22 protein-coding genes are annotated in these 24,224 nt (G+C 66.2%); 20 read left to right on the forward strand and 2 right to left on the reverse strand.

Annotated features, from left to right (window positions below; translation table 11 throughout):
• Nucleotide 1: 1 nt before the first annotated feature.
• The 16 genes from CR919_RS01775 to CR919_RS01850 all read left to right on the forward strand — a co-directional run bounded on the left by CR919_RS01775 (nucleotide 2) and on the right by CR919_RS01850 (nucleotide 16,877).
• A complete protein-coding gene (locus tag CR919_RS01775) occupies nucleotides 2-1,279 on the forward strand; it encodes an FAD-dependent oxidoreductase (protein ID WP_099818550.1) in 1,278 nt (425 codons plus the stop codon).
• The gene (locus tag CR919_RS01780) at nucleotides 1,276-2,043 is read left to right on the forward strand and encodes a DUF1365 domain-containing protein (protein ID WP_099818551.1); all 768 of its coding nucleotides are present in this window, start codon (nucleotides 1,276-1,278) and stop codon (nucleotides 2,041-2,043) included. Before CR919_RS01775 ends, CR919_RS01780 begins: the two co-directional genes overlap by 4 nt.
• On the forward strand, nucleotides 2,040-3,305 hold the full coding sequence (locus CR919_RS01785) for a cyclopropane-fatty-acyl-phospholipid synthase family protein (RefSeq protein WP_099818552.1): 1,266 nt from the start codon (nucleotides 2,040-2,042) through the stop codon (nucleotides 3,303-3,305). Before CR919_RS01780 ends, CR919_RS01785 begins: the two co-directional genes overlap by 4 nt.
• 1 nt (nucleotide 3,306) lies before the next feature.
• Nucleotides 3,307-3,849 (forward strand): DUF2878 domain-containing protein, encoded by a 543-nt coding sequence (locus tag CR919_RS01790; protein WP_099818553.1) that lies wholly within the window; start codon nucleotides 3,307-3,309, stop codon nucleotides 3,847-3,849.
• The gene (locus tag CR919_RS01795) at nucleotides 3,849-4,625 is read left to right on the forward strand and encodes a DUF1295 domain-containing protein (protein WP_099818554.1); all 777 of its coding nucleotides are present in this window, start codon (nucleotides 3,849-3,851) and stop codon (nucleotides 4,623-4,625) included. Before CR919_RS01790 ends, CR919_RS01795 begins: the two co-directional genes overlap by 1 nt.
• A gap of 5 nt (nucleotides 4,626-4,630) precedes the next feature.
• Nucleotides 4,631-5,707 (forward strand): class I SAM-dependent methyltransferase, encoded by a 1,077-nt coding sequence (locus tag CR919_RS01800; protein WP_099818555.1) that lies wholly within the window; start codon nucleotides 4,631-4,633, stop codon nucleotides 5,705-5,707.
• A 14-nt stretch (nucleotides 5,708-5,721) separates the two neighbouring features.
• Nucleotides 5,722-6,255 (forward strand): lipocalin family protein, encoded by a 534-nt coding sequence (locus tag CR919_RS01805; RefSeq protein WP_099818556.1) that lies wholly within the window; start codon nucleotides 5,722-5,724, stop codon nucleotides 6,253-6,255.
• Nucleotides 6,256-6,423: 168 nt separating this feature from the next.
• Nucleotides 6,424-7,572: an SPFH domain-containing protein gene (locus CR919_RS01810; RefSeq protein ID WP_099818557.1), complete on the forward strand. Its 1,149-nt coding sequence runs from the start codon at nucleotides 6,424-6,426 to the stop codon at nucleotides 7,570-7,572.
• A gap of 24 nt (nucleotides 7,573-7,596) precedes the next feature.
• Complete coding sequence (locus CR919_RS01815; RefSeq protein ID WP_099818558.1) at nucleotides 7,597-8,946, forward strand: hypothetical protein; 1,350 nt, start codon at nucleotides 7,597-7,599, stop codon at nucleotides 8,944-8,946.
• Entirely contained in the window at nucleotides 8,943-9,203 is a 261-nt protein-coding gene (locus CR919_RS01820; protein ID WP_099818559.1) for a hypothetical protein, read from the forward strand. Before CR919_RS01815 ends, CR919_RS01820 begins: the two co-directional genes overlap by 4 nt.
• Nucleotides 9,204-9,422: 219 nt before the next feature.
• The gene (locus CR919_RS01825; protein ID WP_099818560.1) at nucleotides 9,423-11,087 is read left to right on the forward strand and encodes a tyrosinase family protein; all 1,665 of its coding nucleotides are present in this window, start codon (nucleotides 9,423-9,425) and stop codon (nucleotides 11,085-11,087) included.
• 177 nt (nucleotides 11,088-11,264) lie between these two features.
• Nucleotides 11,265-11,924, forward strand: coding sequence for an AprI/Inh family metalloprotease inhibitor (locus tag CR919_RS01830; protein ID WP_099818561.1), 660 nt, complete (start codon nucleotides 11,265-11,267; stop codon nucleotides 11,922-11,924).
• A gap of 129 nt (nucleotides 11,925-12,053) precedes the next feature.
• On the forward strand, nucleotides 12,054-13,286 hold the full coding sequence (locus CR919_RS01835; protein WP_099818562.1) for a hypothetical protein: 1,233 nt from the start codon (nucleotides 12,054-12,056) through the stop codon (nucleotides 13,284-13,286).
• A 96-nt stretch (nucleotides 13,287-13,382) separates the two neighbouring features.
• A complete protein-coding gene (locus CR919_RS01840; protein WP_099818563.1) occupies nucleotides 13,383-14,342 on the forward strand; it encodes a cation diffusion facilitator family transporter in 960 nt (319 codons plus the stop codon).
• A 46-nt stretch (nucleotides 14,343-14,388) separates the two neighbouring features.
• Nucleotides 14,389-15,051, forward strand: coding sequence for a DNA-3-methyladenine glycosylase (locus tag CR919_RS01845; protein WP_099818564.1), 663 nt, complete (start codon nucleotides 14,389-14,391; stop codon nucleotides 15,049-15,051).
• Between the two features lie 119 nt (nucleotides 15,052-15,170).
• Nucleotides 15,171-16,877 carry a PAS domain S-box protein gene (locus CR919_RS01850; protein ID WP_099818565.1) on the forward strand — a complete coding sequence of 569 codons (1,707 nt, stop codon included), beginning with the start codon at nucleotides 15,171-15,173 and terminating at the stop codon, nucleotides 16,875-16,877.
• Nucleotides 16,878-16,910: 33 nt separating this feature from the next.
• Here CR919_RS01850 and CR919_RS01855 read toward each other — a convergent pair whose 3' ends face one another.
• Together CR919_RS01855 and CR919_RS01860 are read right to left on the reverse strand one after the other, a co-directional pair.
• A complete protein-coding gene (locus CR919_RS01855; protein WP_099818566.1) occupies nucleotides 16,911-18,005 on the reverse strand; it encodes a crosslink repair DNA glycosylase YcaQ family protein in 1,095 nt (364 codons plus the stop codon).
• Between the two features lie 115 nt (nucleotides 18,006-18,120).
• Nucleotides 18,121-18,792, reverse strand: coding sequence for a TraX family protein (locus tag CR919_RS01860; RefSeq protein ID WP_099818567.1), 672 nt, complete (start codon nucleotides 18,790-18,792; stop codon nucleotides 18,121-18,123).
• A 148-nt stretch (nucleotides 18,793-18,940) separates the two neighbouring features.
• Here CR919_RS01860 and pip point away from each other — a divergent pair, with 148 nt between their 5' ends.
• From pip to CR919_RS01880, 4 genes are all read left to right on the forward strand, one after another.
• Nucleotides 18,941-19,888: a prolyl aminopeptidase gene (gene pip / locus CR919_RS01865; protein WP_099818568.1), complete on the forward strand. Its 948-nt coding sequence runs from the start codon at nucleotides 18,941-18,943 to the stop codon at nucleotides 19,886-19,888.
• A gap of 265 nt (nucleotides 19,889-20,153) precedes the next feature.
• A complete protein-coding gene (locus CR919_RS01870; RefSeq protein ID WP_099818569.1) occupies nucleotides 20,154-20,453 on the forward strand; it encodes a hypothetical protein in 300 nt (99 codons plus the stop codon).
• Between the two features lie 63 nt (nucleotides 20,454-20,516).
• Nucleotides 20,517-23,276: a magnesium-translocating P-type ATPase gene (gene mgtA, locus CR919_RS01875; RefSeq protein ID WP_099818570.1), complete on the forward strand. Its 2,760-nt coding sequence runs from the start codon at nucleotides 20,517-20,519 to the stop codon at nucleotides 23,274-23,276.
• 25 nt (nucleotides 23,277-23,301) lie between these two features.
• The gene (locus tag CR919_RS01880) at nucleotides 23,302-24,039 is read left to right on the forward strand and encodes an MgtC/SapB family protein (protein WP_099818571.1); all 738 of its coding nucleotides are present in this window, start codon (nucleotides 23,302-23,304) and stop codon (nucleotides 24,037-24,039) included.
• Nucleotides 24,040-24,224 lie beyond the last annotated feature (185 nt).

Raw genomic sequence — 24,224 nt, forward strand, 5'->3', positions numbered from 1 at the left:
CATGCGCATCGCGATCATCGGTTCCGGCATCGCCGGCCTGGCCAGCGCTTGGTGGCTGGACGGCGAGCATGACGTCACCCTGTTCGAGGCCAACGACTACCTGGGCGGCCACACCCACACCCACGACGTGACTGTGGACGGACGCAGGATGGCGGTCGACACGGGGTTCATCGTCTTCAATCCGCACCACTACCCGCTGTTGTCGGCCCTGTTCGATGAACTTGGCGTGGCCTCGCAGCCCACCACGATGAGCTTCTCGATGCACAGCGAGCGCAGCGGCGTGGAGTACAACGCCACCTCGCTCGATGGGCTGTTCTGCCAACGAAGAAACCTGGTGTCCCCGCGTTTCTGGGGCATGCTGGCTGACCTGCGGCGTTTCTATCGTGACGCCCCCCTGCTGCTCGGCGAGGAGCAGGGACCTACGCTGGGCCAGTACCTGCACAGCCAGCGCTATGGCGAGGCGTTCGTGCAGGAGCATCTGCTGCCGATGGCCTCGGCGCTATGGTCATCACCGACCGCACAGGTGCTGGACTTTCCGGCGCGCTACCTGGTGCAGTTCATGGCCAACCACCAGATGCTGCAGATGACTGGGCGCGCGTCCTGGCGCGTGGTCAAGGGCGGCTCGGCCCGCTACGTCGATGCGCTGCGTGCGCGCTGGCGGGTACACGAGCGGCTGGAATGCCCCGTGCACGCCGTCGAGCGCATGCCCTGGGGGGCGCGCGTGCACACGGCCAACGGCATCGAAGGCTTTGATGAAGTGATCCTGGCCTGCCACAGCGACCAGGCCCTGGCGCTGCTGGCCGACGCCGATCCGGTTGAGCGGGCGGTGCTCGGTGCGATCCGCTACCAGCCCAATGAGGCGGTGCTGCATACCGATGCCTCGCTGCTGCCCGCCAACCGCAAGGCCTGGGCGGCCTGGAACGCGCATGTGCCGCGCGACCCCGCTGCGCCCTGCACGGTCAGCTACTGCATGAACCTGCTGCAGGGGCTGCCCGGCGACACTCCGTTGGTGGTGACCCTCAACCGCAGCGAGGCCATCGATCCGGCCAAGGTACTGCGCCGCCTGCAGTACGCACACCCGGTACACGACCATGTTGCGGTACAGGCACAGCAGCGCTGGGGCGAGGTGCAGGGCCATCGGCACACCTGGTTTGCCGGTGCCTACTGGGGCTGGGGCTTTCACGAGGACGGCATCCGCAGTGCCCGCCGCGTGGTCGACGCGCTGCAGGCGCGCTCGTTCCACCGCGGCATCGCGCAGCAGATGGAGGTGCCTGCGTGAGCGCCAGCGCCATCTACTTCGGCCACGTCGAGCATCGTCGCTACCACCCGCATGCGCACGCGTTCCGCTACCCGATCGCGCAGCTGCTGCTGGACCTCGACGAGCTGGACCAGGTATTTGCCGGGCGCTGGCTGTGGTCGGTCGGGCGCCGCAACCTGGCAGAGTTCCGCCGCAGCGACTACTTCGGTGATCCCGCCCTCTCCCTGGCCGACGCCGTGCGTGATCATGCCGCCACGGTGCTCGGGCGGCGCCCCGACGGCCCGGTTCGCCTGCTGAGCCACCTGCGTTTCGGGGGCCACGTGTTCAATCCGGTCAGCTTCTACTACTGCTACCAGGCTGACGGGGAGACCCTGGACTGCATCGTCGCCGAGATCACCAATACCCCCTGGAAGGAACGGCACGCCTACGTGCTGCCGGTCGCAACCGCGGTGCAGCAGGGTCGCGCCCTGCGCTGGCAGTTCGACAAGGCCTTCCACGTTTCCCCCTTCATGCCGATGGATTGCGCCTACGACTGGCGCTTTACCGCGCCCGCTGACGACCTGCGTGTGCACATGCAGGTCTGGCGCGACGGCCAACGCCAGTTCGATGCCACCCAGAGCATGCAGCGGCGGCCCATTGATGACCGCGGACTTGCCCGGGTGCTGGCTTGCTACCCCTTGATGAGCGCGCAGGTGGTCGCCGCCATCCATTGGCAGGCACTGCGCCTCTGGCTCAAGCGCAACCCTGTGCACGACCATCCTTCCCTAGCCGAGAAACCGCGATGAACGAAATGACCCCCTCGGCCACCCTGCCCCAGCCCGGCACCCTGGACGCGTTCCTGCGCCGGCGCCTGCTGGCCCAGCTTGCGCCGCTGCACAACGGCCGCCTGTGCGTGCGCGATGCGTTTGGCGATGTGCAGCTGGGCAACGAAGGCAGCGACCTGCAGGTCACCGTGACCATCGATGACCCGGCGTTCTACCGCAAGGTGGCCGCGAACGGCAGCGTTGGCGCCGGCGAGAGCTACATCAACGGTGATTGGCGCTGCGATGATCTGGTGGCACTGGTGCAGCTGCTGGTACGCAACCGCGACCTGCTCGATGGCATGGAACGCGGGCCGGCGCGCATCGGCGGCTGGCTGCTGCGTGGCTGGAACCGGCTGCGGCGCAACAGCCGCGAAGGCAGCCGTCGCAACATCGCCGCCCACTATGACCTGGGCAATGATTTCTTCGCCCTGTTCCTGTCGCCGGACCTGATGTACTCCTCGGCGCTGTTCACCGATGCCGGCGACTCGCTGGAGCGTGCGTCGCGACGCAAGCTGGACCGCATCTGCCAGCACCTGCGACTGCAGCCGGGTGATCGCGTGGTCGAGATCGGCACCGGCTGGGGCGGCTTTGCCGTGCACGCCGCGCAGCATTACGGCTGCCACGTCACCACCACCACCATCTCCGCGGAACAGCACGCACTGGCCGCACTGCGCGTGCGCGAGGCCGGCCTGCAGGATCGGGTGACGTTGCTGATGCAGGACTACCGCGATCTGCAGGGACAGTTCGACAAGCTGGTCTCCATCGAGATGATCGAGGCCATCGGTGCCGAGTATCTGGATACCTACATGGCCACCCTGCAGCGGTTGTTGAAACCCGATGGGGTGGCCCTGCTGCAGGCCATCACCATCGAGGACCAGCGCTATGAACAGGCGCGGCGCAGCGTGGACTACATCAAGCGCTTCGTGTTTCCGGGCAGCTTCATCCCGTCGATCAACGCCATCCTGGCCGCCAAGACCCGGGCCAGTGACCTGCAGCTGATCGCCCAGCAGGACTTCGGCCACTCCTATGCACTGACCCTGCGCGCGTGGCGGCAGCGCTTCCTGGCGCAGTTGCCGGCGGTACGCGCGCAGGGCTTCGATGAGCGCTTCTGCAGGCTGTGGGAGTTCTATCTGGCCTATTGCGAAGGTGGCTTCCTGGAACGCTCCATCGGCGTGTCGCATCTGCTGCTGGCACGCCCTGGCTACCGCCCCGAAGCAGATGCCCACGGCGAACGGATCGACTGACATGCGCCGCAACTGGGCCAACGTGATCGGCAACCAGATGGTGTGGCTGTGCGCCGTTGCCGGCGCCGGCCGTGGCTGGCAATGGCCGGCGGTGCTGTCAGCCAGCGTGTATGTCGGCAGCCAGTTGCTCACCTCGCCGCAGCCGCGCCTGGATGTTCGCCTGCTGTTGCTCGCGCTGGCCTGCGCCTGGCTGGTGGATGGCAGCGCTGCCGCCAGCGGTGGCGTGCAGTACGCCGCTGCGCCGCTGGGATGGGTGCCGCCGCCGTGGATCTTCGCGCTGTGGGCGGCCTTTGCGATGACGCTGACCGCATCGATGGCCTTCCTGCAGCGGCACTGGCTGCTGCCGGTGGCCCTCGGCCTGCTGGCGCCGCTGGCGTATCTGTCTGCGGCGCGCGGATTCCAGGCGGTGCACTTCACCACCCCGGCCTGGCAGGGCGTGGCAACCCTGGCGCTGGGCTGGTGCATCGCGCTGTCGCTGCTGTGCGCGGTGGCCCGCCGCGGAACGCCCGGCAACCACGACACCCCATTGATTGGAGCAACCTGATGAGCAGCGTGTGGTGGGTACTGCTGTATGCCGTGCTGATCATGGCCTGGGGCTGGGCCTGGCAGCGCAGGCACCGCAACATCGGCATCGTCGATGTCCTCTGGGCAAAGGGCGTGGCGGCCGGCGCGCTGCTGCTTGCGTGGCTGGGTGATGGCGCGCTGCAGCCCCGCATTGCGCTGGCGGTGCTGGGTGGCCTGTGGGGAAGCCGACTTGCCCTGCATCTGTGGCGCCGTGTGCGCAGCGAGGCGGAAGACGGTCGCTACCGCTATCTACGTGAGCACTGGCACGGCCATCAGGGAAAGATCTTCGGCTTTTTCATGGCACAGGCCGCGTTGGTGGTGCTGTTTGCACTGCCGTTCGTGGCCGTGGCCAGCAACCCACGCAGCGACATGCCTGGCTGGATCGCAGCGGCCGTTGTGGTGTGGCTGCTCAGCGTGGGTGGCGAGGCACTCGCCGACCGCCAGCTGGCCCGCTTCCGTGCCGACCCGGCCAACAAGGGCCGCACCTGCCGCGAAGGGCTGTGGCGGTATACACGCCATCCCAACTACTTCTTCGAGTGGCTGCACTGGTTCACCTATGTGCTGCTGGCAGCAACGTCGCCCCTGTGGTGGCTGGCCTGGTCCGGGCCGGTGCTGATGTATGTGTTCCTGCGCTACCTCAGTGGCGTTCCCTTCACCGAGAAACAGGCGCTGCGCAGTCGCGGTGATGACTATCGCGACTACCAGCGCAGCACCTCGATGTTCTTCCCGTGGTTTCCGCGCAGCCCCAAGGAGTGATTCCGATGAACAGCACCCCGTCCCTTGCTCCGGTTGCCGATACCGAGGGCGGACTCACCGGCTGGGCCGAGCGTGGCTGGCTGCCTGATGCGGCGCTGCGCGCGGGCATCCGTCGCCTGTGCGCACAACGCCTCGCCGAAGAATCGGCCGGCAGCATCGAGGAGCAGTCGCAGCGCTTCAGCCGCCGCATTGCCGAACTGGCCAGTAGCCCGCTGGCCCTGCACGTGGATGCGGCCAACCGCCAGCACTACGAGGTTCCCGCCGCCTTCTTCCAGGGCTGCCTGGGGCATCGCCTGAAGTACAGCAGCTGCTACTACCGTACCGGCAGCGAGACGCTGGACCAGGCCGAGGACGCGATGCTGGAGCTGTACGGACAGCGCGCCGAGCTGGCCGACGGCCAGCACATCCTGGAGCTGGGCTGCGGCTGGGGCTCGCTGACGCTGTGGATGGCCGAGCGCTTCCCGAACGCGCGCATCACCGCCGTGTCCAACTCGCACAGCCAGCGCAGCCATATCCTGGCGCAGTGCGAGGCACGCGGGTTCGGCAACGTCGAGGTGCTGACCCGCGACGTCAACCAGCTGGAGCTGCCTGCAGCGGCATTCGACCGCTGCGTATCGGTGGAGATGTTCGAGCATGTGCGCAATTACGACCGCCTGCTGGGTCGCATCGCCCGCTGGTTGAAGCCGGACGGCGCGCTGTTCGTGCACATCTTCGCCCATCGCACGCTGATGTATCCGTTCGAAACCGAGGGCGACGACAACTGGATGGGCCGGCACTTCTTCACCGGCGGCCTGATGCCGGCTGCGGACACGCTGCTGCACTTCCAGCGCGAGCTGGTACTGGACCAGCGCTGGCTGCTGGACGGCACCCACTACCAGCGTACCGCCAACCACTGGCTGGCCAACCAGGATGCCGCCCGCGAGCAGCTGCTGCCGATCCTGGCGCAGACCTATGGCGACGAAGCCGCTGCACGCATCTGGTGGCAGCGCTGGCGCATGTTCTGGATGGCCTGCGCCGAGCTGTTCGGCTACGACGACGGCCAGCAATGGCTGGTCGCCCACTACCTGTTCCGCCCGCGCTGAAGGAGACCGCCACCATGCGCATCGCCCCACTGTTCACGCTGTTGGCCGTGGCCCTGTTCGGCGCAGGCTGCAGCAGCCACGACACCCGCCCCATCCCGCTGCCGCCGAAGGTCGACGTGCCCCGTTTCATGGGCGACTGGTATGTCATCGCGCATATTCCGTCGCGGCCCGAGCGCGAGGCCTTCGATGCCGTGGAAAGCTACGCGCTGCAGGCCGATGGCCGCATCCAGACCACCTTTACCTATCGCAAGGGCAGCTTCCAGTCACCGCAGAAGTCGATGCACCCGATAGGCCGCGTCGAGAAGCATGGCAATGGTGCGGTCTGGGGCATGCAGTTCATCTGGCCCATCCAGGCCGAATACCTCATTGCCTGGCTGGATGAGGGCTACACGCAGACCATCGTGGCCCGCAGCAAGCGCGACTACGTGTGGTACATGGCGCGTACGCCGCAGGTAAGCGAGGCGGAGTATCAGCAGGCGGTCGCCCGCATCAAGGCAATGGGGTATGACACTGGAAAGCTGCGCCGGGTACCGCAGTCGGTGCGCTGAGACGCCTGCAAGTGCTACGGGCTGCGGCTGGGGCGTCAGGCGGGCCAAGGCCCCACAACCAGATGAATGGGGACTCGTCCGGCCGCTAGCCGGGCGTAGCCTGCCTCCTCTATAGTCAGCCGAGCACGACAGGCGTGGTGCCTGTCCGGCAACTACAGGGAGTGGGTCATGGGTCTGGTACAAGCGGTGAAGGGTGCAGTCGGCGGCGTGCTGGCGGACCAATGGAAAGACTTCTACACCGTGCCGACCGGCCTGCCGTCCACGGCAGCCCTGTTCGCAGCGGTGCCGCAGGGCACCAACGCCGGGCGCGGCTCGAACACCAGTGGCTCCTCCAACATCATCAGCAACGGCTCGAAGATCGTCGTGCCGGAAGGCTACGGCCTGCTGCTGTTCCAGGATGGCGCGATCACCGCCTTCGTCGCCGAGCCGGGTGGCTACGAGTGGCGCTCGGACGATCTGAACTCACAGTCGATCTTCGCCGGCGACGGCCTGGTCAGCACCTTCATCAAGCAGAGCTGGGAGCGCTTCAAGTTCGGCGGCCAGCCGGGCTCGCAGCAGGCCGCCTTCTTCATTTCGCTGAAGGAACTGCCGGACAACCGCTTCGGCACCCAGTCGGAAATCTACTGGGACGACGGCTTCCTCAACACCCAGGTCGGCGCGGTCACCCGTGGCTCGTACACGCTGAAGATCGTCGACCCGATCCTGTTCGTGAAGAACTTCGTTCCGGCCAGCTACCTGCAGCCGGGCCAGGTGTTCGACTTCACCGACCTGGACAACGCCGCTGCCAGCCAGTTGTTCAATGAAGTGGTGGGTTCGCTGGCGCCGGCGTTCAGCCTGTACACCAACGATCCGGGCAAGGGCAACCGCATCACCAAGCTGCAGCAGGATTCGCTGGGCTTTGCGCAGAGCCTGTCGGCCGCCGTCGAACAGGGCTACCAGTGGAAGTCCGATCGCGGCCTGGCCATCGTCAAGACCGCCATCGTCTCGATCGAGTACGACGCCAACACCCGTGAACTGCTGAAGACCGTGCAGCGCGCCGATGCCCTGTCCGGCTCGCGCGGCAATTCCAACCTGCAGGCCAGCGTTGCCCAGGGCATCCAGTCCGCAGGCGAGAACGGCGGTGCCGCCGGCCTTGTCGGCGTGGGCATGGCGTCGGGCATGTTCGGCGCGGGCAACCTGCAGCAGCCGGCAACCCCGGCCGCGCCGGCTGCCGACGACCCGGTGGCCAAGCTGAAGAAGGCCAAGGAAATGCTGGATCTGGGCCTGATCACCCAGACCGACTATGACGCGCTGAAGGCCAAGGCGCTGGGACTGTAAGCAGACGCAGGACGCGCAACCACCATGTCTGATCCCAGAAACACGCCGCCGCCGCTGCCCCGCTCCGCTTCAGCACCGCCGCCCCTGCCGGCGGCGGTGCTGGACGGGCCGGGATCGCCGCAGGACGTCCCTCCCCTGCCCGGCAGCTTCCCGCTCGATACCTCGACGCTGCCTGAGGCCATCCGCAACGACGTCGAGGCGCCCGACCCGGTCGCCATCGATACCTCTTCGGCCGAACTGAAGGACGGCCTCAACCGCTGCCCGAAGTGCGGCGCTACCGATATCCGGCCCAAGCTGGGCACCGATATCCTGGTCTGCCTGTACTGCCGTCACGAATGGCATGGCGCACGGGTGGAAGAAGAATTCGGCCTGGGCGAAGCCATCGACCAGCTGCGTGGCACCGTCATCGCATCGGGCGCGCGCGATATCGATGCCGACACCTCGGCACTGATGACCTTCAAGTGCACCGGTTGCGGCGCCGAAGTCACGGTCAACACCGAAAGCACGATGACGGCGCGCTGCCACTGGTGCCGTCACGTATTCGGCGTGAACGAACAGATCGCCAATGGCGCCGTGCCTGACGCCGTGCTGCCGTTCCATATCAAGAAGGAGGATGCCGTCGCGCGCATCCGCCAGTTCGTCGACAAGCGCCGGATGTTCGCGCTCAAGGCGTTCAAGGAACAGTTCACCCCGGAAAACGTGGTGGGTGTATACCTGCCCTACATGATCGTCGACGGCAATGTCAGTGCGGCGGTGGCCGGCAAGGGCGAGATCAAGACACGCGAATACACCCGTGGCAGCGAGAAGAACAAGCAGACCTACTACGACGCGGACATCTACCAGGTGGAACGCCAGGTCGATTTCACCGTGGACGACCTGCCGTTGGAATCGTCAGCCGAGCGCGGCAACCTGGACACGCGCGCCAACACCAACAACATCATCAACACGATTCTGCCGTTCGACACCAAGAACGCGGTGAAGTGGAACGCCTCCTACCTGGCGGGCTTCACCTCGGAAAAGCGCAACCTGGATGTCGAAAAGCTGCGGCCGCGGCTGGAAGACCAGCTGCTGTCGATCGCCCGCGCGCAGGTGGAAGGCACGGTGCGCCGCTACGACCGTGGCGTACGCTGGGAACAGGAGCAGCTGGAGGTGCACGGCACCCGCTGGGTGGCCATGTACCTGCCGGTGTGGCTGTACTCGTACCATCAGCCCGGCAAGAACGGCGGCATGCTGCACTACATCGCGGTGAACGGCCGGACCGGTGAAACCATGGGCAGCGTACCCGTGCAGCAGTGGAAGATGCTGCTGGCGGCGCTGACCGCCGGCACGATCATCGAAGCCCTCGCAATTGCCTTCCTGGTGGCCAGCACATGAGTGATGACAGTGGTCTTTGGTTGTTGGCTGCAGGCCCGGCCGGCGCGACCGCGCTGTACTGGGCGCTGTACCGGTTCTACCGCAACACCGACAAATCGCATTCGTTCGAACACGAAACCGAGATCGATGCCAAGCCGGTGACCGGCTCGGATCGTCGCGTGGACAGCATCAGCGGAACGCAGGAAAAGCGGATCCGCGGTGACAACGTGTATGAGTATCGAAAGCGGGTGGCCCGGGTGAAGACCGGCCCGGAATAGTCGACCCGGCCGGCCAAGGCCGGCCATGACTGTGGCGTACTGCCCAGATCCGGGCGCAATGCCGTGCCTATACTGCTGCCGCCTGGTGCGGCGGCGCGTTCGCGGCCGTCGATCCGGGCGGCGGGGCTGGATGTCCCCGTCCGGCCCGTGGCAGCAGCCGCGGGCCCTTGCAGTGATTCGTAACCCGTCGCGGTTGAACCAATCACCAAGGAGGACGCTATGCGCTACACACGCCGTGATTTCCTAGCGACCACTGCCACCGCCTCATTGGCCTCGCTGTTCGCGCCCAGTGCCCTGGCCAGTGGCCAGAGCACGGCCGACGGTACTGCAGTGGCGCGTTTCCACCGCTACAACGTCACCAGCGCGAAAGGACAGCAGATGCTGGCCAGCTATGCGCGCGGCATCCAGGCAATGCTGGCGTTGCCGGCTGACGACGCGCGCAACTGGTTCCGCAATGCGTTCGTGCACCTGATGGATTGCCCGCACGGCAACTGGTGGTTCTATGTCTGGCACCGCGGCTACGTCGGCTACTTCGAGCAGACCATCCGCGAGCTCAGCGGCGACCGCGAGTTCGCCATGCCTTACTGGGACTGGACCGAGCTTCCAAGGATTCCGCCAGCCATGTTCGATGGCCTGCTGACCCCGACCCACACCGCCTATACACCCTACACCCGCAATCTGGCGGTGTTCACCCAGTTCATGAAGCCTGCTTTGCAGCGCCACTGGAATACGCTGGACACCGGCCAGCGCCAGCAGCTGTCACTGCGGGGCTACAACAGCGCCGAAGACGTCTGGAACGATGTCACCGGCTACAACGCAAAGGAGCAGACCGGCATTTCCGGCAATGCGGCGTACGCGGTGACCTGTGGCGCCCGTTATCTCTGGCGGGAGCACCCGGGCTTCGACCCGAAGACGGCCTCCGCCGTGTCCGCCGACACCATCCGTGCCGGCCTGTCACCGGTGGAGTTCAACAACCCTGACATCAGCCGCAGCTTCACCAGTTCACGCACCACTTCGCACGTGCTGCAGCCCGATGGGGCCACCAAGTTCTCGGTACTGGAGGGCTTCCCGCATAACAAGGTGCACAACTGCATTGGCGGTGTCGGCGCCGTCGATCCCGGTCCCTACGGCAACATGACCAACTTCCTGTCGCCGCTGGATCCGATCTTCTACCTGCACCACGCCAACATGGACCGTCTGTGGGATGTGTGGACCCGCAGGCAACAGGCCTTCGGCCGCCCGATCATGCCGACCGACCCTGCGGAGAACAAGCAGTTCATGGAAGAGCCGTTCCGCTTCTTCGTCAATGCGCAGGGGCGTTACGTCGGCACACGCCCGGCCCGGGAGTTCTTCTCCACCAGCGCGTTCGACTACGACTACGACTATGTCTATGGCAGCGGCGTGCGTGCGGCAGAGCAGGCCGCAACGGCTCCCACCACCGCCAAGGCCGCGCGACTGGTGCGCGGCAAGCGGGCTGATGGCGCCGTACGAGTGGCTGTCCCCAACGAAGCGGTTCGTGCACATCTGGCGGCTACCGGGCCGCGCGTGCTGATTGCGGAGGTTACCCTCGAGCGTCCCCATGGACTGCACAACACGCGCGAGTTCGACGTGTTGATCAATGCGCCGGCAGATGTCACCTCGGTGAGCGCGGACAGCCCGTACTACGCCGGCACGGTCTCGTTCTTCGGGCCGAGCATGGCGGCCATGGGCCACGATCATCCAACGACGTTCGCCGTGCCATTGCCGCAGACGCTGGGGGCGCTGCGCGCGGATGCTGCCGGCGTCGGCTCGACGACGCTGGAGATCCGCCTGGTCGCCTCGTCGGGCCAGGCACCGCAATCGTTCCCGGTGCTGGATGCAGCGATTCTGGTGTCCCCGAACTAGCGCACCCTCGGCGGCTGGCGTCGCCACGGGGCGATGCCAGCCGGGGCTCCCGGGAAATGTGACTGCACACCAAGGCAGCGCCAGCATCGGGGCCTCGTCACACCGCCCCTGCCATGCGAGGCCTATGCTCACGCGCACACACCCGCTGTTTCCGTTGTTCCCAACGAGGATTCGACGATGGCAACCGTGCTTCCCCGCTTCGCGCTGCTGGTGCTGTGCAGCTTCGCCGCCCCCGCTACCACCCTTGCCCAGGACGCCTCCATCGGCTTCGGCCAGCACTCCAGCAGTACGCAGTCGTCCAGCGCATCGCAGACCACGGAAACCACCCGTTCGACCTCCGGGTCAACCAGCGATGACACGGCCGGGAACAACAATGGCGAATCGGCCTTCGGCAACTTCGGGTCGATAACGACGCAGTCCAACAGCAACAGCAGCGCGCATTCCCAATCCCGCAGCGAGAGCAAGGACGTCGGGATCCATATCAGCTTTGATGACAGCAACAACGATGACGGAAGCAACGACCGCCGTCGCGATGGCAGCAGGGTGATCGACAGCGATTTGTTCGGCCGTTGGACGCTGGGCCAGGAGAACAGCAAGAGCTGCACCATCGAACTGAAGGACAGCCCCTGGTTTGGTGGCTATGGTGCATGGGTGCCGGCCGGGTGCCCGGACGATTTCTTCTCGGCCAATCGCTGGCTGCTTTCAGGCAACCAACTGCTGATTACCGATACCGACAACAAGGTGATCGGAAGATTCCGCCAGACGGGTGGCGGGCGCTGGTCGGGGCGACGCGAATCAGACGGTGCACGGCTGTATCTGAATCAAGTCGGGCGCTGAGAGCTGATGCTGCCCTGAAGGAGCGCGTTCTTGTCCACGCAAGGATATGCGTGGATCTGGATTTCGATTCAAGCGCTTTCGCGAACGGCCGATATCCGGGGGTGAAGCCCGACTCATGGACGATGCGCGATGCCGTTGCAGGACCCCCGCCCCGACACCCTTTCGCCTCCTTCCGGCTCGCCTTGGCCGGCAGCGTCCAAAATCCTGACCGATCTCTACGCTCACAAGGGGTTGTTCGCGCTGGCGGGGACCCTTGCGATGGTCGTCTTCTTCTGGCGGATCCACTACCTGCCCAGCCTTGCATTGACTGATATCGCTCTGGTGGCGGCGGCCATCGTCTTCTTTTCGGTCGTGATGGTCATCGTGGTCGTCCTTACGCTCATGCTCCCCGCCGCTGTGCTGATCGAGTGGCAGAAGTCAGGATTCATCACCGACAGAAGCAGCGTCCGCACATCTGAGACGCACTGGCTGCCGTCCGCTGGCCTCAGCATGAGTATGGCCATGCTGGGCGCGGGCCTGGCAACAGGCTGGATGTATGTATGGTTTTTCACTCCGCTCGGCGACGCTGCACCCATCTTGTTCGCAGGTGTCATGCTGGTCGGTGCCGCTGGCGCCTTCGCGCCGATGGGCGTGAAACTCAAGCCGATTGATGAACCCGTCAACAGCGTTGTGCGGAAAAGGAAGATCTGGTGGGCACTGAGGCTGACGGTGCTTTCCGCTTGCCTCTACCTGTTCACGCTCCCCTTGATCGCGCTAGTGGTCTTCGGCACCCATTCCGCAGCCGCCACGATGAACGGCTGGGAAGTGCTCCTGGTCTCCCTCGGGCTGCCGCTCCTTCACTTGATTATCCTGAGCATAAGGACGCTCCCGCTCTGGATCCGGATGGTTGCACTTGCCTTGGTAATAACCCCGATCCTGCTCATTGCCGGCACTCCGTTCGAGTCACTCGACCGCGCTGCCAGCACGTTCCAGCTGGGGATGCTGCGCGACCAGAGCGTGGTGGTATCGAGCGAGGGCTGCAGAATGGTTCGGGCATCCGGGGTATCAGGCAACTGCCGCAGGATCGACGGCCCAGGGAAAGAGCTGTACGAGATCCGGGATGTCTTCGTGCTCAATCGCCTTGGCAGCCACACCGTCATCGCCGAGCCGGGCTGGACGCCGAAGACGCGAACCCGGTCGATCCCCCTGCCCAGCAGCGAAGTGTTCACCTGGTACAAGACTCCTGAAACTCCCCGTGCACCTCCCCCGTCGCTGCCTCCGGAACCACGCGCGCCGGCATCCGTCACGCCGCCACCCCCGATGAAGGCCACCTCGCGTGCGGTGCGCAGATCAAGGCCGCGGCAAAGGGCTCCTGCCTGCTAGCCCATAGGTGGGCAGAGGTGTGAAGGACCTTCCCCTGCACACGCCGGGCACAAGCTGGACGCGATCATCAGTGTTCCGCGCCGCCTTCTCTCTGCCATGTCCTCGCCCACTGGCTCCCGCCTCGTCATCTACGCTGCACTGGCAGGCAACCTTGCCATCGCCATTGCCAAGTTCATCGCCGCCGGCCTGTCCGGCAGCTCGGCGATGCTCAGCGAGGGCGTGCATTCGCTGGTCGATACCCTCAACGAAGTGCTGCTGCTGTACGGCCTGCGCCGTGCCGAGAAGGCCCCCGACACCCTGCACCCCTTCGGCTACGGCCGCGAGCTGTACTTCTGGAGCTTCATCGTCGCCCTGCTGGTATTCGCCGCCGGCGCCGGCGTCTCGGCCTACGAAGGCATCCAGCACATCCGCCAGCCGGAGCCGGCCAGCAATCACGCCATCAGCTACAGCGTGCTGGGCATCTCCATCCTGTTCGAAGGTGCTTCATGGTGGGTGGCGCTGCGCGAATTCCGCCGCAGCAAGGGCTCGCTGGGATACTTCGAGGCATTCCGGCGCAGCAAGGATCCGTCCACCTTCACCGTGCTGCTGGAAGACAGCGCCGCCCTGCTCGGCCTTGGGTTCGCGCTGGTCGGGCTGCTGGCCGCGCAACTGCTGGAGATGCCTGTGCTGGATGGCGTGGCCTCGCTGTGCATTGCCGGCGTACTGGCGATGACCGCGTTCCTGCTCGCGCGCGAGACCAAGGGCCTGCTGATCGGTGAGCCGGCCCACCCGGCGGTGGCGCAACGGATCATGGCCGTGGCCGTGACCGACCCGGATCTGCGCCGCGCCAACGGTGTGACCACCCTGCAGATGGGCCCGGAACAGGTGGTGGCGATGCTCAGTGCGGAGTTCGAGGACGATCGCACCACGCCGCAGATCGAGGCCTGCATCACCCGGATCGAGTCTGCGGTGAAACAGGAGTTCCCGGAACTGGTGGCCCTGTTCATCAAGCCGCAGACACCGGAAGTGTTTGCCGCGCGCCGGGCCGCGCTCGATCGTCCAGCCACGGCGGACTGACGCCGCGCTGGCGACAGCCTCACCGCTGACAGGCGATGATTGCAGCATGCCGAAGCAGACCGGTCCAGACGCGCCGTTCACCGTGCAGCCCGTTGACGGGACTCGACTACCGCGCGCCTTCTATCAGCGACCTTCAACGGTGGTCGCCCCCGAGCTGCTGAACAAACTGCTGGTGCGCAACGATGGCCGCGTCGCACGCATTGTCGAGGTCGAGGCGTATGCCGGCAGCGACGATCCGGCGGCGCACTCCTGGCGCGGCATGACCGCGCGCAACGCCAGCATGTTCGGCGAAGCAGGCCATCTCTATGTCTACTTCACCTATGGCATGCACTGGGGCAGCAATGTCGTCTGCGGAGACGTCGGCGAGGGTGTTGCGGTTCTGCTGCGTGCCGCCGCGCCAGTCGCCGGGCAGGAACTGATGTACCCGCTGCGGCCTGCCGCCCGCCGCGACCACGACCTGGCCAGTGGCCCCGGCAAGCTGTCGCAGGCGTTTGGCCTGGACCGGCACTTCGACGGCGCCGACCTGGTAACCGTCAGCCACGGCATCACGATACTGGACGACGGCATGCCGCCGCCGCAGGATCCGGTGGTGGGGCCGCGCATCGGCATCACCCGCGCCGTGGATTTTCCCTGGCGCTGGCATGTGCGCGACCATCGTCACGTTTCGGTACGCGCGCCCCGCGCGGCAACGCGAAGGAAACCTGCATGAAACCCATCATTGAAAGAGCATTGACACCAGCATCACTGTTCCACGCAACGGCATAACGTGCCGCGCCCTAGCGTGATCGCTGTGACCTGCCCTTCCCTGCCGGAGACGCAGTGCCTGCCATGGATGAAGCTTCCAGACTTCTCGAGATCGATCGCCTTGGTGTTCTCGATACACCGCCTGAGCCCGTGTTCGATGCCATTGTTGCCGCCGCGCTCGCTGCCACCGGCATGCCCATCGGGTTGATTTCCATCGTTGCCGCGCAGCGGCAATGGTTCAAGTCCAGCATCGGGCTGGGCGACATTACCGAAACGCCCCGCTCCATCTCTTTCTGTTCGCATGCCATCGAGCAGGACGAGCTGCTGGAGATTCCAGACGCGCGGCAGGACCCGCGGTTCGCCAGCAGTCCGCTGGTCACCGCAGGGCACCGGGTACGCCACTACGCCGGGATTGCACTGACCACCGCCCATGGCGCGCGCATCGGCACACTGTGCCTGCTCGACACGCTGCCCGGGGTGCTGTCGCCGTCGCAGCGGGAATTGATGGTCCATCTTGGCCGGGTCACCACGCAGGTGCTGGAGCAGCGCAGCGCATTGCTGCGACAGGTCGACCAGGCGCAGGCACTGCATCGCGATCTGAAGCGCAGCGAGGATTTCCTGCAGCGCACCAACACCGCCGCCAAGGTCGGCGGCTGGGAACTGGACCTGGACACCGGCGAGGTGCGCTGGACGCGCGAGACCAAGCAGATCCACGGTGTCCGTTCCAGCTACCAGCCCACCCTCGAATCCGCCTTGTCGTTCTACCGCCAGGACAGCCGCAGCATCATCCAGACTGCCGTGCAGCGTTGCGTGGAGGATGGCACGCCCTGGGAGGTGCAGCTGCCGATGCGCACGGCCGACGAACGCAGCATCTGGACCCGCGTGGTGGGCAACCGGCAGCAGGTGGAGGGCCATCCACGGTTGGTGGGCGCGATCCAGGACGTCACCGAAGAACGCGCGGCGCTGGACGCCCTGGAGGCGAGCGAGGTGCGCTATCGGCGCCTGTTCCACTACAGCCTGGGGCTGATCTGCACGCATACGCTGGATGGCACGCTGACCTCTGTGAACCCGGCGGCACTGCAGTCACTGGGCTACGAGGAACGCCAGATCATCGGCCGCAGCCTGTGCGATTACATGCCGCCCGAGCGCCGAGAGGTGTTCAATGCCTACCTGAAGCGCATCGAAGCCAACCACACCGATGCCGGAGTGATCGAGCTCATCGCCGCCGATGGAACGCTGCGCTACTGGGCCTACAACAACGTGCTCGACAGCGAAGGACAGCCGCCCTTCGTACTGGGCCACGCCCAGGATGTCACCGCGCTGCGGCTGCAGGAGCAGCGCCTGCGCGAGCTGTCGCTGAAGGATCCACTCACCCAGTGCCACAACCGTCGCTACCTGCACCGGCTCGATGAGATGACCGCCGGAACGTGGGCATGCCTGGTATTTGACCTGGACGACTTCAAACGGATCAATGACGCGCAGGGGCACCGCCGGGGCGACGCGATCCTGATCGACTTTTCCGCGTTCCTCAGGGCGCCACTGGGTGCGGGAGAGACCGTGGTCCGCCTGGGCGGAGACGAGTTCCTGGTGGTGCTGACCGCATCGGCGTCCGCGCGCCTTCCCCTGCTTGAGGGCTGGTATGCCGCCAACGCGGCGCAGTCGCCGACAGCGTTCTCCATGGGCGCGGCGCTCAGTGCGCCGGGTGAATCCGTGGCCGACACCATCCATCATGCGGACAGCCAGCTCTATGACGCGCGCGCACGGGTACGCACGGAGCGACGCGACGACTAGCTGCAGCGCCCGCTGTCGTCCCAAGGCAAGGCCTCAGCCAGCGAGAAAGCGCGTCATCCGCTCCAGCTCGTCATCCAGCGCATTGCGGAACAGAACGTCCTTCATGGGCGAGGCGCTGGCGAAACCAAGCTCCGGGTGCAGAGCGCCATCCCTGGCGGTGACATTGGCCCAGCCGACCATCTGGTCGCGCCACAGCAGCGGCAGTGCGTAGTAGCCGAAGCGACGCTTGGCCGCCGGGGTGTAGGCCTCGAACCTGTAGACCCAGCCCCAGAGCAGTTCGAATCGTCGCCGATCCCAGGCCACGGGGTCGAACGGGGCCAGCAGCCGCACCTGCTCATCGGCCTGATAGCGCCGCGAGCGGGGGTTCTCCTCGGCCGGCCAGTACCACTGTGTTCCGTCGATGATGCAGCCAGCCAGGCGCTCGCGTGCCAGCCGCAGTGCCTGCTGGATCTCAACGGACAGATGTGGAGCGCCGTAGCCCAGCAGCCGTGCCAGATAGGTGAGGCTGGCCGAAGGCAACGGCGCGTACTTGCGCACCACCAGATCGATCAGCGCGGTGGCGCGCTGCAGGCGCGCGGCCTTGCCGCCCTCGGCGAGTGCATGTTCTGCAACGGCATAGATGCGGGTGCCGCTGTCACGACGGGCGATGCGCAACATGCCGCGATAGTGCATGCCATCCAGCAGATGGGTGCTGGCATTGCTGGTGCCGCCCCAGTAGTTGGTCACCCGGCCATGCGCGAACGCCTGGTCGACCTCGCGCGGATGCACCGCGCCCCGCTCCTGCACGAACGCCAGTACCTCGGCCGCCTTGCGCCGCGTGCTGGCGTCCCACGGCCTGCGGGACACCCGCGGATGCATCAACGACAGGTGTTCGCGCGGCAGGAAACCGTAGTTGACCAGGAAGTCTTCCTCGATCGGCAACCGGCTGTAGCGGCGCTCCAGATCTCCAGCCTGATAGCCCTTCACCCGGTGCCGCAGGGTCAGGTCCTGGGCACGCGCAGGCGCACGGATGGGATCGGCCTGCACGAAACCCAGGCGACGGATCGCGGTCAGCAGCGTGGTGGGCGTGAACAGCGTGCGGGCTACGGCGTAGCGACGCAGATCGTCGAGGGTGGGCGTGGCAGGCATGGGCCGATTGTAGAGGCGAGCGTGCCCGGTGTGCGTTGCGCACTGGAAAGGCAACCGCGACGTGACCGTGGCAGCTCACCGCTACGATGGGTGCCGTTGCGATGGGTGCCGTTGCTCAGCGCAGCCACTGCGCATAGGCGGCCAGAACCGCCAGGTGCCCCACGTAGTACACGTAGAACGCCCAGCGTGAACGCGGAACCGTCCACGGCACCCTGGCCAACGCCAGCACCAGCGGGATGGCCAGCAATGCCCATCCGTTGCCATTGACCCAGCACAGCCCGCCGAATCCGAACGCCAGCAGCCAGTACGCCCGGTGGCGGAACGCGATCCAGCCCAGCACCACCAGGGCCACCCCCGCCCATTGGTAGTCCACGAAGAACGGCAGCAGGCCTCCTGCCACCAGCAGCAACAGCTGCCGGTTGCTGGTCAGCGCATGCACCGCCACCGCAGCCAGGCCGAAAGCCAGCAGGATGTTCAGCGGCAGCCAGTGGCCGAAGGCCAGCATGTGCAGCGGCTGCGCGACCACGCCCCAAGCGGACAAGCGCCGGATCGACTTGCCCAGATCGGCGCCCGGTTGCGCCAGGTTGCAGGCCATCACCAGTGCGAACAACGGGAAGGCGATGCGCCCCAGCTCGCTGACCACCGGCACATAGCCACCGAACACCACTTTGGCGACGTGATCGCCGGTCATCGACAGCAGCGCGATCCACTTCAGCAGCTCGCGGGCGCCGCTGCTGAGGGTGCCGTGCGCCGGCGGGGCGTGTACGGCGACGTCCTGCGCGCTCATGTCATTCATCCTTTGCGTCCTGCCGGGTCCATCTCGTCAGGAATCGACGACGTTGCCCCTTGAACGCAAAGAGTACTTGAACCTGACGCGGATGACGCTGGCGGATGTGCCCCGCTATCCTTGCAGTCCCCGCTTGTGAGGCACCGCCATGCGCACGCTGTATCCACCGATCACCCCGTACCGCGAACACACGCTACCCGTCGACGCGCTGCACACCCTGCATGTCGAAGAGTGCGGCACGCCTGAAGGCATTCCGGTGGTGTACCTGCATGGCGGCCCCGGCGCTGGCATCTCGCCCACCCATCGCCGCTTCTTCGACCCGACGCGCTACCGCATCGTGCTGATCGATCAGCGCGGCAGCGGCCGCTCCACGCCGTTCGGCGAGCTGCGTGACAACACCACCCAGGACCTGGTGGCCGACATCGAGAAGGTGCGCGAACACCTGGGCATCCAGCGCTGGCTGGTCTACGGTGGTTCCTGGGGTTCGACGCTGTCGCTGGCCTATGCACAGGCGCATCCCGACCGCGCTACCGGGCTGATCGTGCGCGGCGTCTTCCTCGGTCGCGAGGAAGAGAACCGCTGGTTCGCCGAGCGCGATGGCGGTGCCCGCTGGATCTTCCCGGAGCGCTGGGATCGTTACCAGGCGCACATCCCGGAGGACGAGCGCGGCAACATGCTCGAAGCGTACTGGAAGCGCCTGGACCATGCCGACGAAGCCGTCCGCATCGCAGCGGCACAGGCCTGGCTGGGCTGGGAAGACAATGCCGCCACGCTGCTGCATGAGGTCGACGCGGTGTCCGCTACCGATCCGCTCGATACGCTGGCCAAGGCACGCATCGAGGCGCATTACTTCCGCCACAACACCTTCCTGGAACACGGCCAGCTGCTGCGCGATATCGATCGCATCCGCCATCTGCCGGGCGTCATCGTGCAGGGGCGCTACGACATCATCTGCCCGCCACGCAGTGCCTGGGATCTGGCCAAGGCCTGGCCGGAAGCCACCTTGCAGATGGTCATCGCCGGCCACAGCGCCAACGAAGCGGCCACTACCGATGCCCTGGTGCGGGCCACCGACGCTTTCGCGGACCGCAGCTGAACAGAAGGGGCCAACGGCCCCTTTTTCTATACCAAGGTATAGCCGGGCTAACCCACGGGCCTCTAGGCCTGCTGAATACGAGCGCGGACAATAGCGCCACTGGCCAGCCACTGGCCGCCCCACGCGGAGACGCAGATGGATCCCGACCCTGCCGGGCGCAACGCGCGCCCCTGCCTGCCCCCTTGTTCACTGCTGGCGACTGACGGCCGGTTCCTGTCCGTGTAAGCGATGGGAGCCCCGGGCAGCGCCTGCCCGGAGGAATCCCATGTCCTACAAGATTCTCTACATCACTGTCCGCCGCCTGATCGGTGAGCGCGATGTTTCCGCCCTGCGCAGCCTGCTGCTGCAGCACGGCCCTGTCCTGTTCGCCCGTTCGCTGGCCCTCGGCTCGCCACGGGTGGTGGCCGACGCCCTGTCGCTGCTGCCGATCAGCGAGCGCATCAACGTGCTGCGCCACCTGCCCTACCCGCTGCGCGATGCGATGAAGCCGCTGTGCATCGGCGGCAGCCAGCGGCTGCGCATGCAGCCCTGGTCGCCCGCGGTGCTGGTCATGCGCCACGCCTGACGACCCGCCCCTTCCGCTCCACGCGCCGGCGCCGCCCGACGCCGCTCCACGAGGACCTCCCCCATGAGCCTGCTCAACGCCTGGTTCAATACCTTCCTGCGCAGCCGACGCGCGGCCAACCTGTTTGGTCGTCGTGCCATGCCCGAAGCCGGTTACGGCCGTGGCAGCACGCAGGCCGCACCGGCCGCGCTCACCGCCGGACTGCTCGCGCTGGCACAGGGCAGCGAAGCCGATGCGCTGGCCACCCTGCAGTCGCACGTCGACGGTCTCAGCCCGCATGAGGCCGAAGAGCGCCTGCTGCGTTTCGGCCCGAACGAGGTCGACCACGAAAAGCCACTGCCGTGGTGGCGCCATCTGTGGCAGTGCTATCGCAACCCGTTCAACCTGCTGCTGACGGTACTGGCCGCGGTGTCCTGGCTGACCGAAGACGCCAAGGCGACGGTAGTGATCGGCGCAATGGTGGTGCTGTCCACCTTGATCCGCTTCGTCCAGGAGGGCCGCTCCAACCGCGCTGCCGAACGGCTGAAGGCGCTGGTGGGCAATACCGCACGCGTGCTGCGCCGCGCTGCGGGCACCGAGGCGGCGGAGGTGGCCGACCAGTATTTCGGCGCACAGCTGCACAGCCGGCGGCCGGCACGGCTGCTGGATCTGCCGATCCGTGATCTGGTGCCGGGCGACCATATCGTGCTCTCGGCCGGCGACATGATCCCGGCCGATTGCCGCGTGCTTGCGGCCAAGGACCTGTTCGTCGCGCAGGCTGCGATGACCGGTGAATCCTTGCCGGTGGAGAAGTTCGTGCAGCCGGGCAATGCCGAGGCTGGCCTGATGGAACAGGCCAACCTGTTGTTCATGGGTACCAATGTGGTGTCCGGCACGGCAACCGCGCTGGTGCTGGCGACCGGCAACACCAGCTACTTCGGCACCCTCGCCCAGCGCAGCAGTGCCAGCGATCGCGCGCCGACGGCATTCCAGGCTGGCGTCAACAGCGTCAGCTGGCTGCTGATCCGGTTTGCCCTGGTGATGGTGCCGTTCGTGCTGCTGGTCAATGGCTGGACCAAGGGCGACTGGACCGAAGCCTTCCTGTTCGCGCTGTCGGTGGCGGTCGGCCTGACCCCGGAAATGCTGCCGATGATCGTCACCTCGACTCTGGCCAAGGGCGCGGTGCTGCTGTCGCGGCGCAAGGTGATCGTCAAGCGCCTGGACGCGATCCAGAACTTCGGCGCGATGGAAGTCCTGTGCACCGACAAGACCGGCACCCTCACCCAGGACAAGATCGCACTGGAGCGGCACACCGATGTGTTCGGCCAGGATTCCGAGGATGTGCTGACCTTCGCCTACCTCAACAGCCACTTCCAGACCGGCCTGATCAACCTGCTCGATCGTGCGGTGCTGGAGCATGTGGAGCTGCAGAGCTCGCTGCGCCTGTCACAGGACTACCGCAAGGTCGATGAGATCCCGTTCGACTTCGAGCGCCGCCGCATGTCGGTAGTGGTATCCGAGCGCGAGGACCATCACGAACTGATCTGCAAGGGCGCGGTGGAGGAGATGCTGGCGGTGTGCAGCACCGTGCGCGAGAACGGCCAGGACATGCCGCTGGATGAGCAGCGCCTGGCCCGCGTGCGGCAGACCACCGAGGAACTGAACGAACAGGGCCTGCGTGTGGTGGCGGTGGCGATGAAGGAGACCGCGGCCAGCCAGAGCGTGTACTCGCAGGCCGACGAGCGCGAGCTGACCCTGGTGGGCTACGTCGCCTTCCTCGATCCGCCGAAGGAGTCGGCCGCGCAGGCGCTGCAGGCGCTGGCCGCGCACGGCGTGGAAGTAAAGGTATTCACCGGCGACAACGAGCTGGTTACCGCCCGCGTCTGTGCCCAGGTCGGCCTGGATGCCGACACGATCGTGACCGGCCCGCAGATCGAGCGCATGGACGATGCGGCCGTGGCGCATGCACTGCAGGAACACCGCGTGTTCGCCCGCCTCACGCCGCTGCACAAGGAACGGCTGGTGCGCGAGCTGCGCGCACAGGGCAAGGTGGTTGGTTTCCTCGGCGATGGCATCAACGATGCTCCCGCGCTGCGCGCGGCCGATATCGGCATCAGCGTGGACAGCGCGGTGGACATCGCCAAGGAGGCGGCCGACATCATCCTGCTGGAGAAGAACCTGATGGTGCTGGAGGAAGGCGTCATCCAGGGGCGGCGCACCTTCAGCAACATGCTCAAGTACATCCGCATGACCGCCAGCTCCAATTTCGGCAATGTGTTCTCGGTGCTGGTGGCCTCGGCGTTCCTGCCGTTCCTGCCGATGCTGCCGTTGCAGCTGCTGGTGCAGAACCTGCTGTATGACATCTCGCAGATCGCCATTCCGTTCGACAACGTCGATGAGGAGCTGGTACGCAGGCCGCTGAAGTGGAACCCGGCGGACATCGGCCGCTTCATGGTGTTCTTCGGGCCGATCAGCTCGATCTTCGACCTCAGCTGCTTCGCCTTGATGTGGTACGTGTTCGATGCACGCACGCCGGCCGACCAGAGCCTGTTCCAGTCCGGCTGGTTCGTGGTCGGCCTGCTGACCCAGACCCTGATCGTGCACATGATCCGTACGCCCAAGGTGCCATTCGTGCAGAGCATCGCCGCGCCGCCGCTGCTGCTGATGACCGGGGCGATCATGGCCATCGGCGTGATCCTGCCGATGAGCCCGCTGGCCGGCTACTTCAAGCTGCAGGCACTGCCGGCCGGCTACTGGCCGTTCCTGGTGGCGATCCTGTTCGGCTATGCGGTGCTGACCACCCTGCTGAAGAAGCTCTACATCCGCCGTTACGGTTGGCAGTAAGCGCATCGGCGCAGGGAGAACCCTCATGGACTTCAACCCCCACCTGCCGGCGTTCAACGCCGGCGCCACCCTCAGCTCGCTGATCAGCCTGTCTGTCGCCTTCGTGCTGGGCGCGCTGATCGGCCTGGAACGGCAGTTCCGCCAGCGCACCGCCGGCCTGCGCACCAATACGCTGGTGGCAGTGGGTGCCGCGGTGTTCGTCGACCTGGCCGTGCGCTTCCACGACATGTACGGCGGTCCGCCATCACCGCTGCACGTGGTGGCCTACGTGATCTCCGGTGTCGGCTTCCTCGGTGCCGGCGCGATCATGAAGGATGGCGCACAGGTATCGGGCCTGAACACCGCAGCCACCTTGTGGGGCTCGGCGGCGGTCGGCGCCTGTGCCGGCATCAAGCTGCTGCCCGAGGCAGTGCTGGCTGCGGTGTTCGTGCTGGCCGCCAACACCCTGCTGCGGCCGGTGGTGAACCGCATCCAGCGGCAACCGCTGCCGGAAGCTTTCAGCGAGGCGACCTACGCGATCAACGTGGTCTGCCAGCGTGAGCAGCAGGCCGAGGTGCTGGACCGGCTTCTGCTGTTGCTGGAACAGGCGCAGTACCCGGTGCGCGCGGTCGACCAGCGCCCGTTCGGCGAGCGCGATGTCGAGATCGAGGCGGTGCTGTACGCCACCACGGTCGATGGCGGCGAACTGGATGCCGTGCTGGCGACGTTGGCGGCCACGCCGGGTGTGCTGCAGGGGTTCTGGAACGCCAGCCTGGAGGAATGACGCCCGGTAGTGCCGGCTGCTGGCCGGCAACCAGCAAGAGCGTGCACACCAAGCTTCGGTAGGTGCCGACCGTTGGTCGGCACGGATCTTCAGATACCCCGGCTTCCTGCTGCTGTGCCGACCAACGGTCGGCACCCACCGCGGCACCCGCGGCCGTTCGAGGGCATGGGCTCACCTTTGCTATC

Origin of the sequence: Stenotrophomonas sp. LMG 10879, assembly GCF_002750935.1 — a bacterium.
In the GTDB taxonomy this organism is placed as follows: Bacteria; Pseudomonadota; Gammaproteobacteria; order Xanthomonadales; family Xanthomonadaceae; genus Stenotrophomonas; species Stenotrophomonas lactitubi_B.

What these genes read in the sequence shown, in the direction of transcription:
- CR919_RS01795 (WP_099818554.1), top strand. Translation starts at nt 3,849, where the DNA reads ATGAGCAGCGTGTGGTGGGTACTGCTGTATGCCGTGCTGATCATGGCC.
- CR919_RS01880 (WP_099818571.1), top strand. Translation starts at nt 23,302, where the DNA reads ATGGACTTCAACCCCCACCTGCCGGCGTTCAACGCCGGCGCCACCCTC.
- CR919_RS01790 (WP_099818553.1), top strand. Translation starts at nt 3,307, where the DNA reads ATGCGCCGCAACTGGGCCAACGTGATCGGCAACCAGATGGTGTGGCTG.
- CR919_RS01805 (WP_099818556.1), top strand. Translation starts at nt 5,722, where the DNA reads ATGCGCATCGCCCCACTGTTCACGCTGTTGGCCGTGGCCCTGTTCGGC.
- CR919_RS01845 (WP_099818564.1), top strand. Translation starts at nt 14,389, where the DNA reads ATGCCGAAGCAGACCGGTCCAGACGCGCCGTTCACCGTGCAGCCCGTT.
- CR919_RS01830 (WP_099818561.1), top strand. Translation starts at nt 11,265, where the DNA reads ATGGCAACCGTGCTTCCCCGCTTCGCGCTGCTGGTGCTGTGCAGCTTC.
- pip (WP_099818568.1), top strand. Translation starts at nt 18,941, where the DNA reads ATGCGCACGCTGTATCCACCGATCACCCCGTACCGCGAACACACGCTA.
- CR919_RS01785 (WP_099818552.1), top strand. Translation starts at nt 2,040, where the DNA reads ATGAACGAAATGACCCCCTCGGCCACCCTGCCCCAGCCCGGCACCCTG.
- mgtA (WP_099818570.1), top strand. Translation starts at nt 20,517, where the DNA reads ATGAGCCTGCTCAACGCCTGGTTCAATACCTTCCTGCGCAGCCGACGC.
- CR919_RS01825 (WP_099818560.1), top strand. Translation starts at nt 9,423, where the DNA reads ATGCGCTACACACGCCGTGATTTCCTAGCGACCACTGCCACCGCCTCA.
- CR919_RS01860 (WP_099818567.1), bottom strand. Translation starts at nt 18,792, where the DNA reads ATGAGCGCGCAGGACGTCGCCGTACACGCCCCGCCGGCGCACGGCACC.
- CR919_RS01815 (WP_099818558.1), top strand. Translation starts at nt 7,597, where the DNA reads ATGTCTGATCCCAGAAACACGCCGCCGCCGCTGCCCCGCTCCGCTTCA.
- CR919_RS01820 (WP_099818559.1), top strand. Translation starts at nt 8,943, where the DNA reads ATGAGTGATGACAGTGGTCTTTGGTTGTTGGCTGCAGGCCCGGCCGGC.
- CR919_RS01800 (WP_099818555.1), top strand. Translation starts at nt 4,631, where the DNA reads ATGAACAGCACCCCGTCCCTTGCTCCGGTTGCCGATACCGAGGGCGGA.
- CR919_RS01810 (WP_099818557.1), top strand. Translation starts at nt 6,424, where the DNA reads ATGGGTCTGGTACAAGCGGTGAAGGGTGCAGTCGGCGGCGTGCTGGCG.
- CR919_RS01850 (WP_099818565.1), top strand. Translation starts at nt 15,171, where the DNA reads ATGGATGAAGCTTCCAGACTTCTCGAGATCGATCGCCTTGGTGTTCTC.
- CR919_RS01840 (WP_099818563.1), top strand. Translation starts at nt 13,383, where the DNA reads ATGTCCTCGCCCACTGGCTCCCGCCTCGTCATCTACGCTGCACTGGCA.
- CR919_RS01870 (WP_099818569.1), top strand. Translation starts at nt 20,154, where the DNA reads ATGTCCTACAAGATTCTCTACATCACTGTCCGCCGCCTGATCGGTGAG.
- CR919_RS01775 (WP_099818550.1), top strand. Translation starts at nt 2, where the DNA reads ATGCGCATCGCGATCATCGGTTCCGGCATCGCCGGCCTGGCCAGCGCT.
- CR919_RS01855 (WP_099818566.1), bottom strand. Translation starts at nt 18,005, where the DNA reads ATGCCTGCCACGCCCACCCTCGACGATCTGCGTCGCTACGCCGTAGCC.
- CR919_RS01835 (WP_099818562.1), top strand. Translation starts at nt 12,054, where the DNA reads ATGCCGTTGCAGGACCCCCGCCCCGACACCCTTTCGCCTCCTTCCGGC.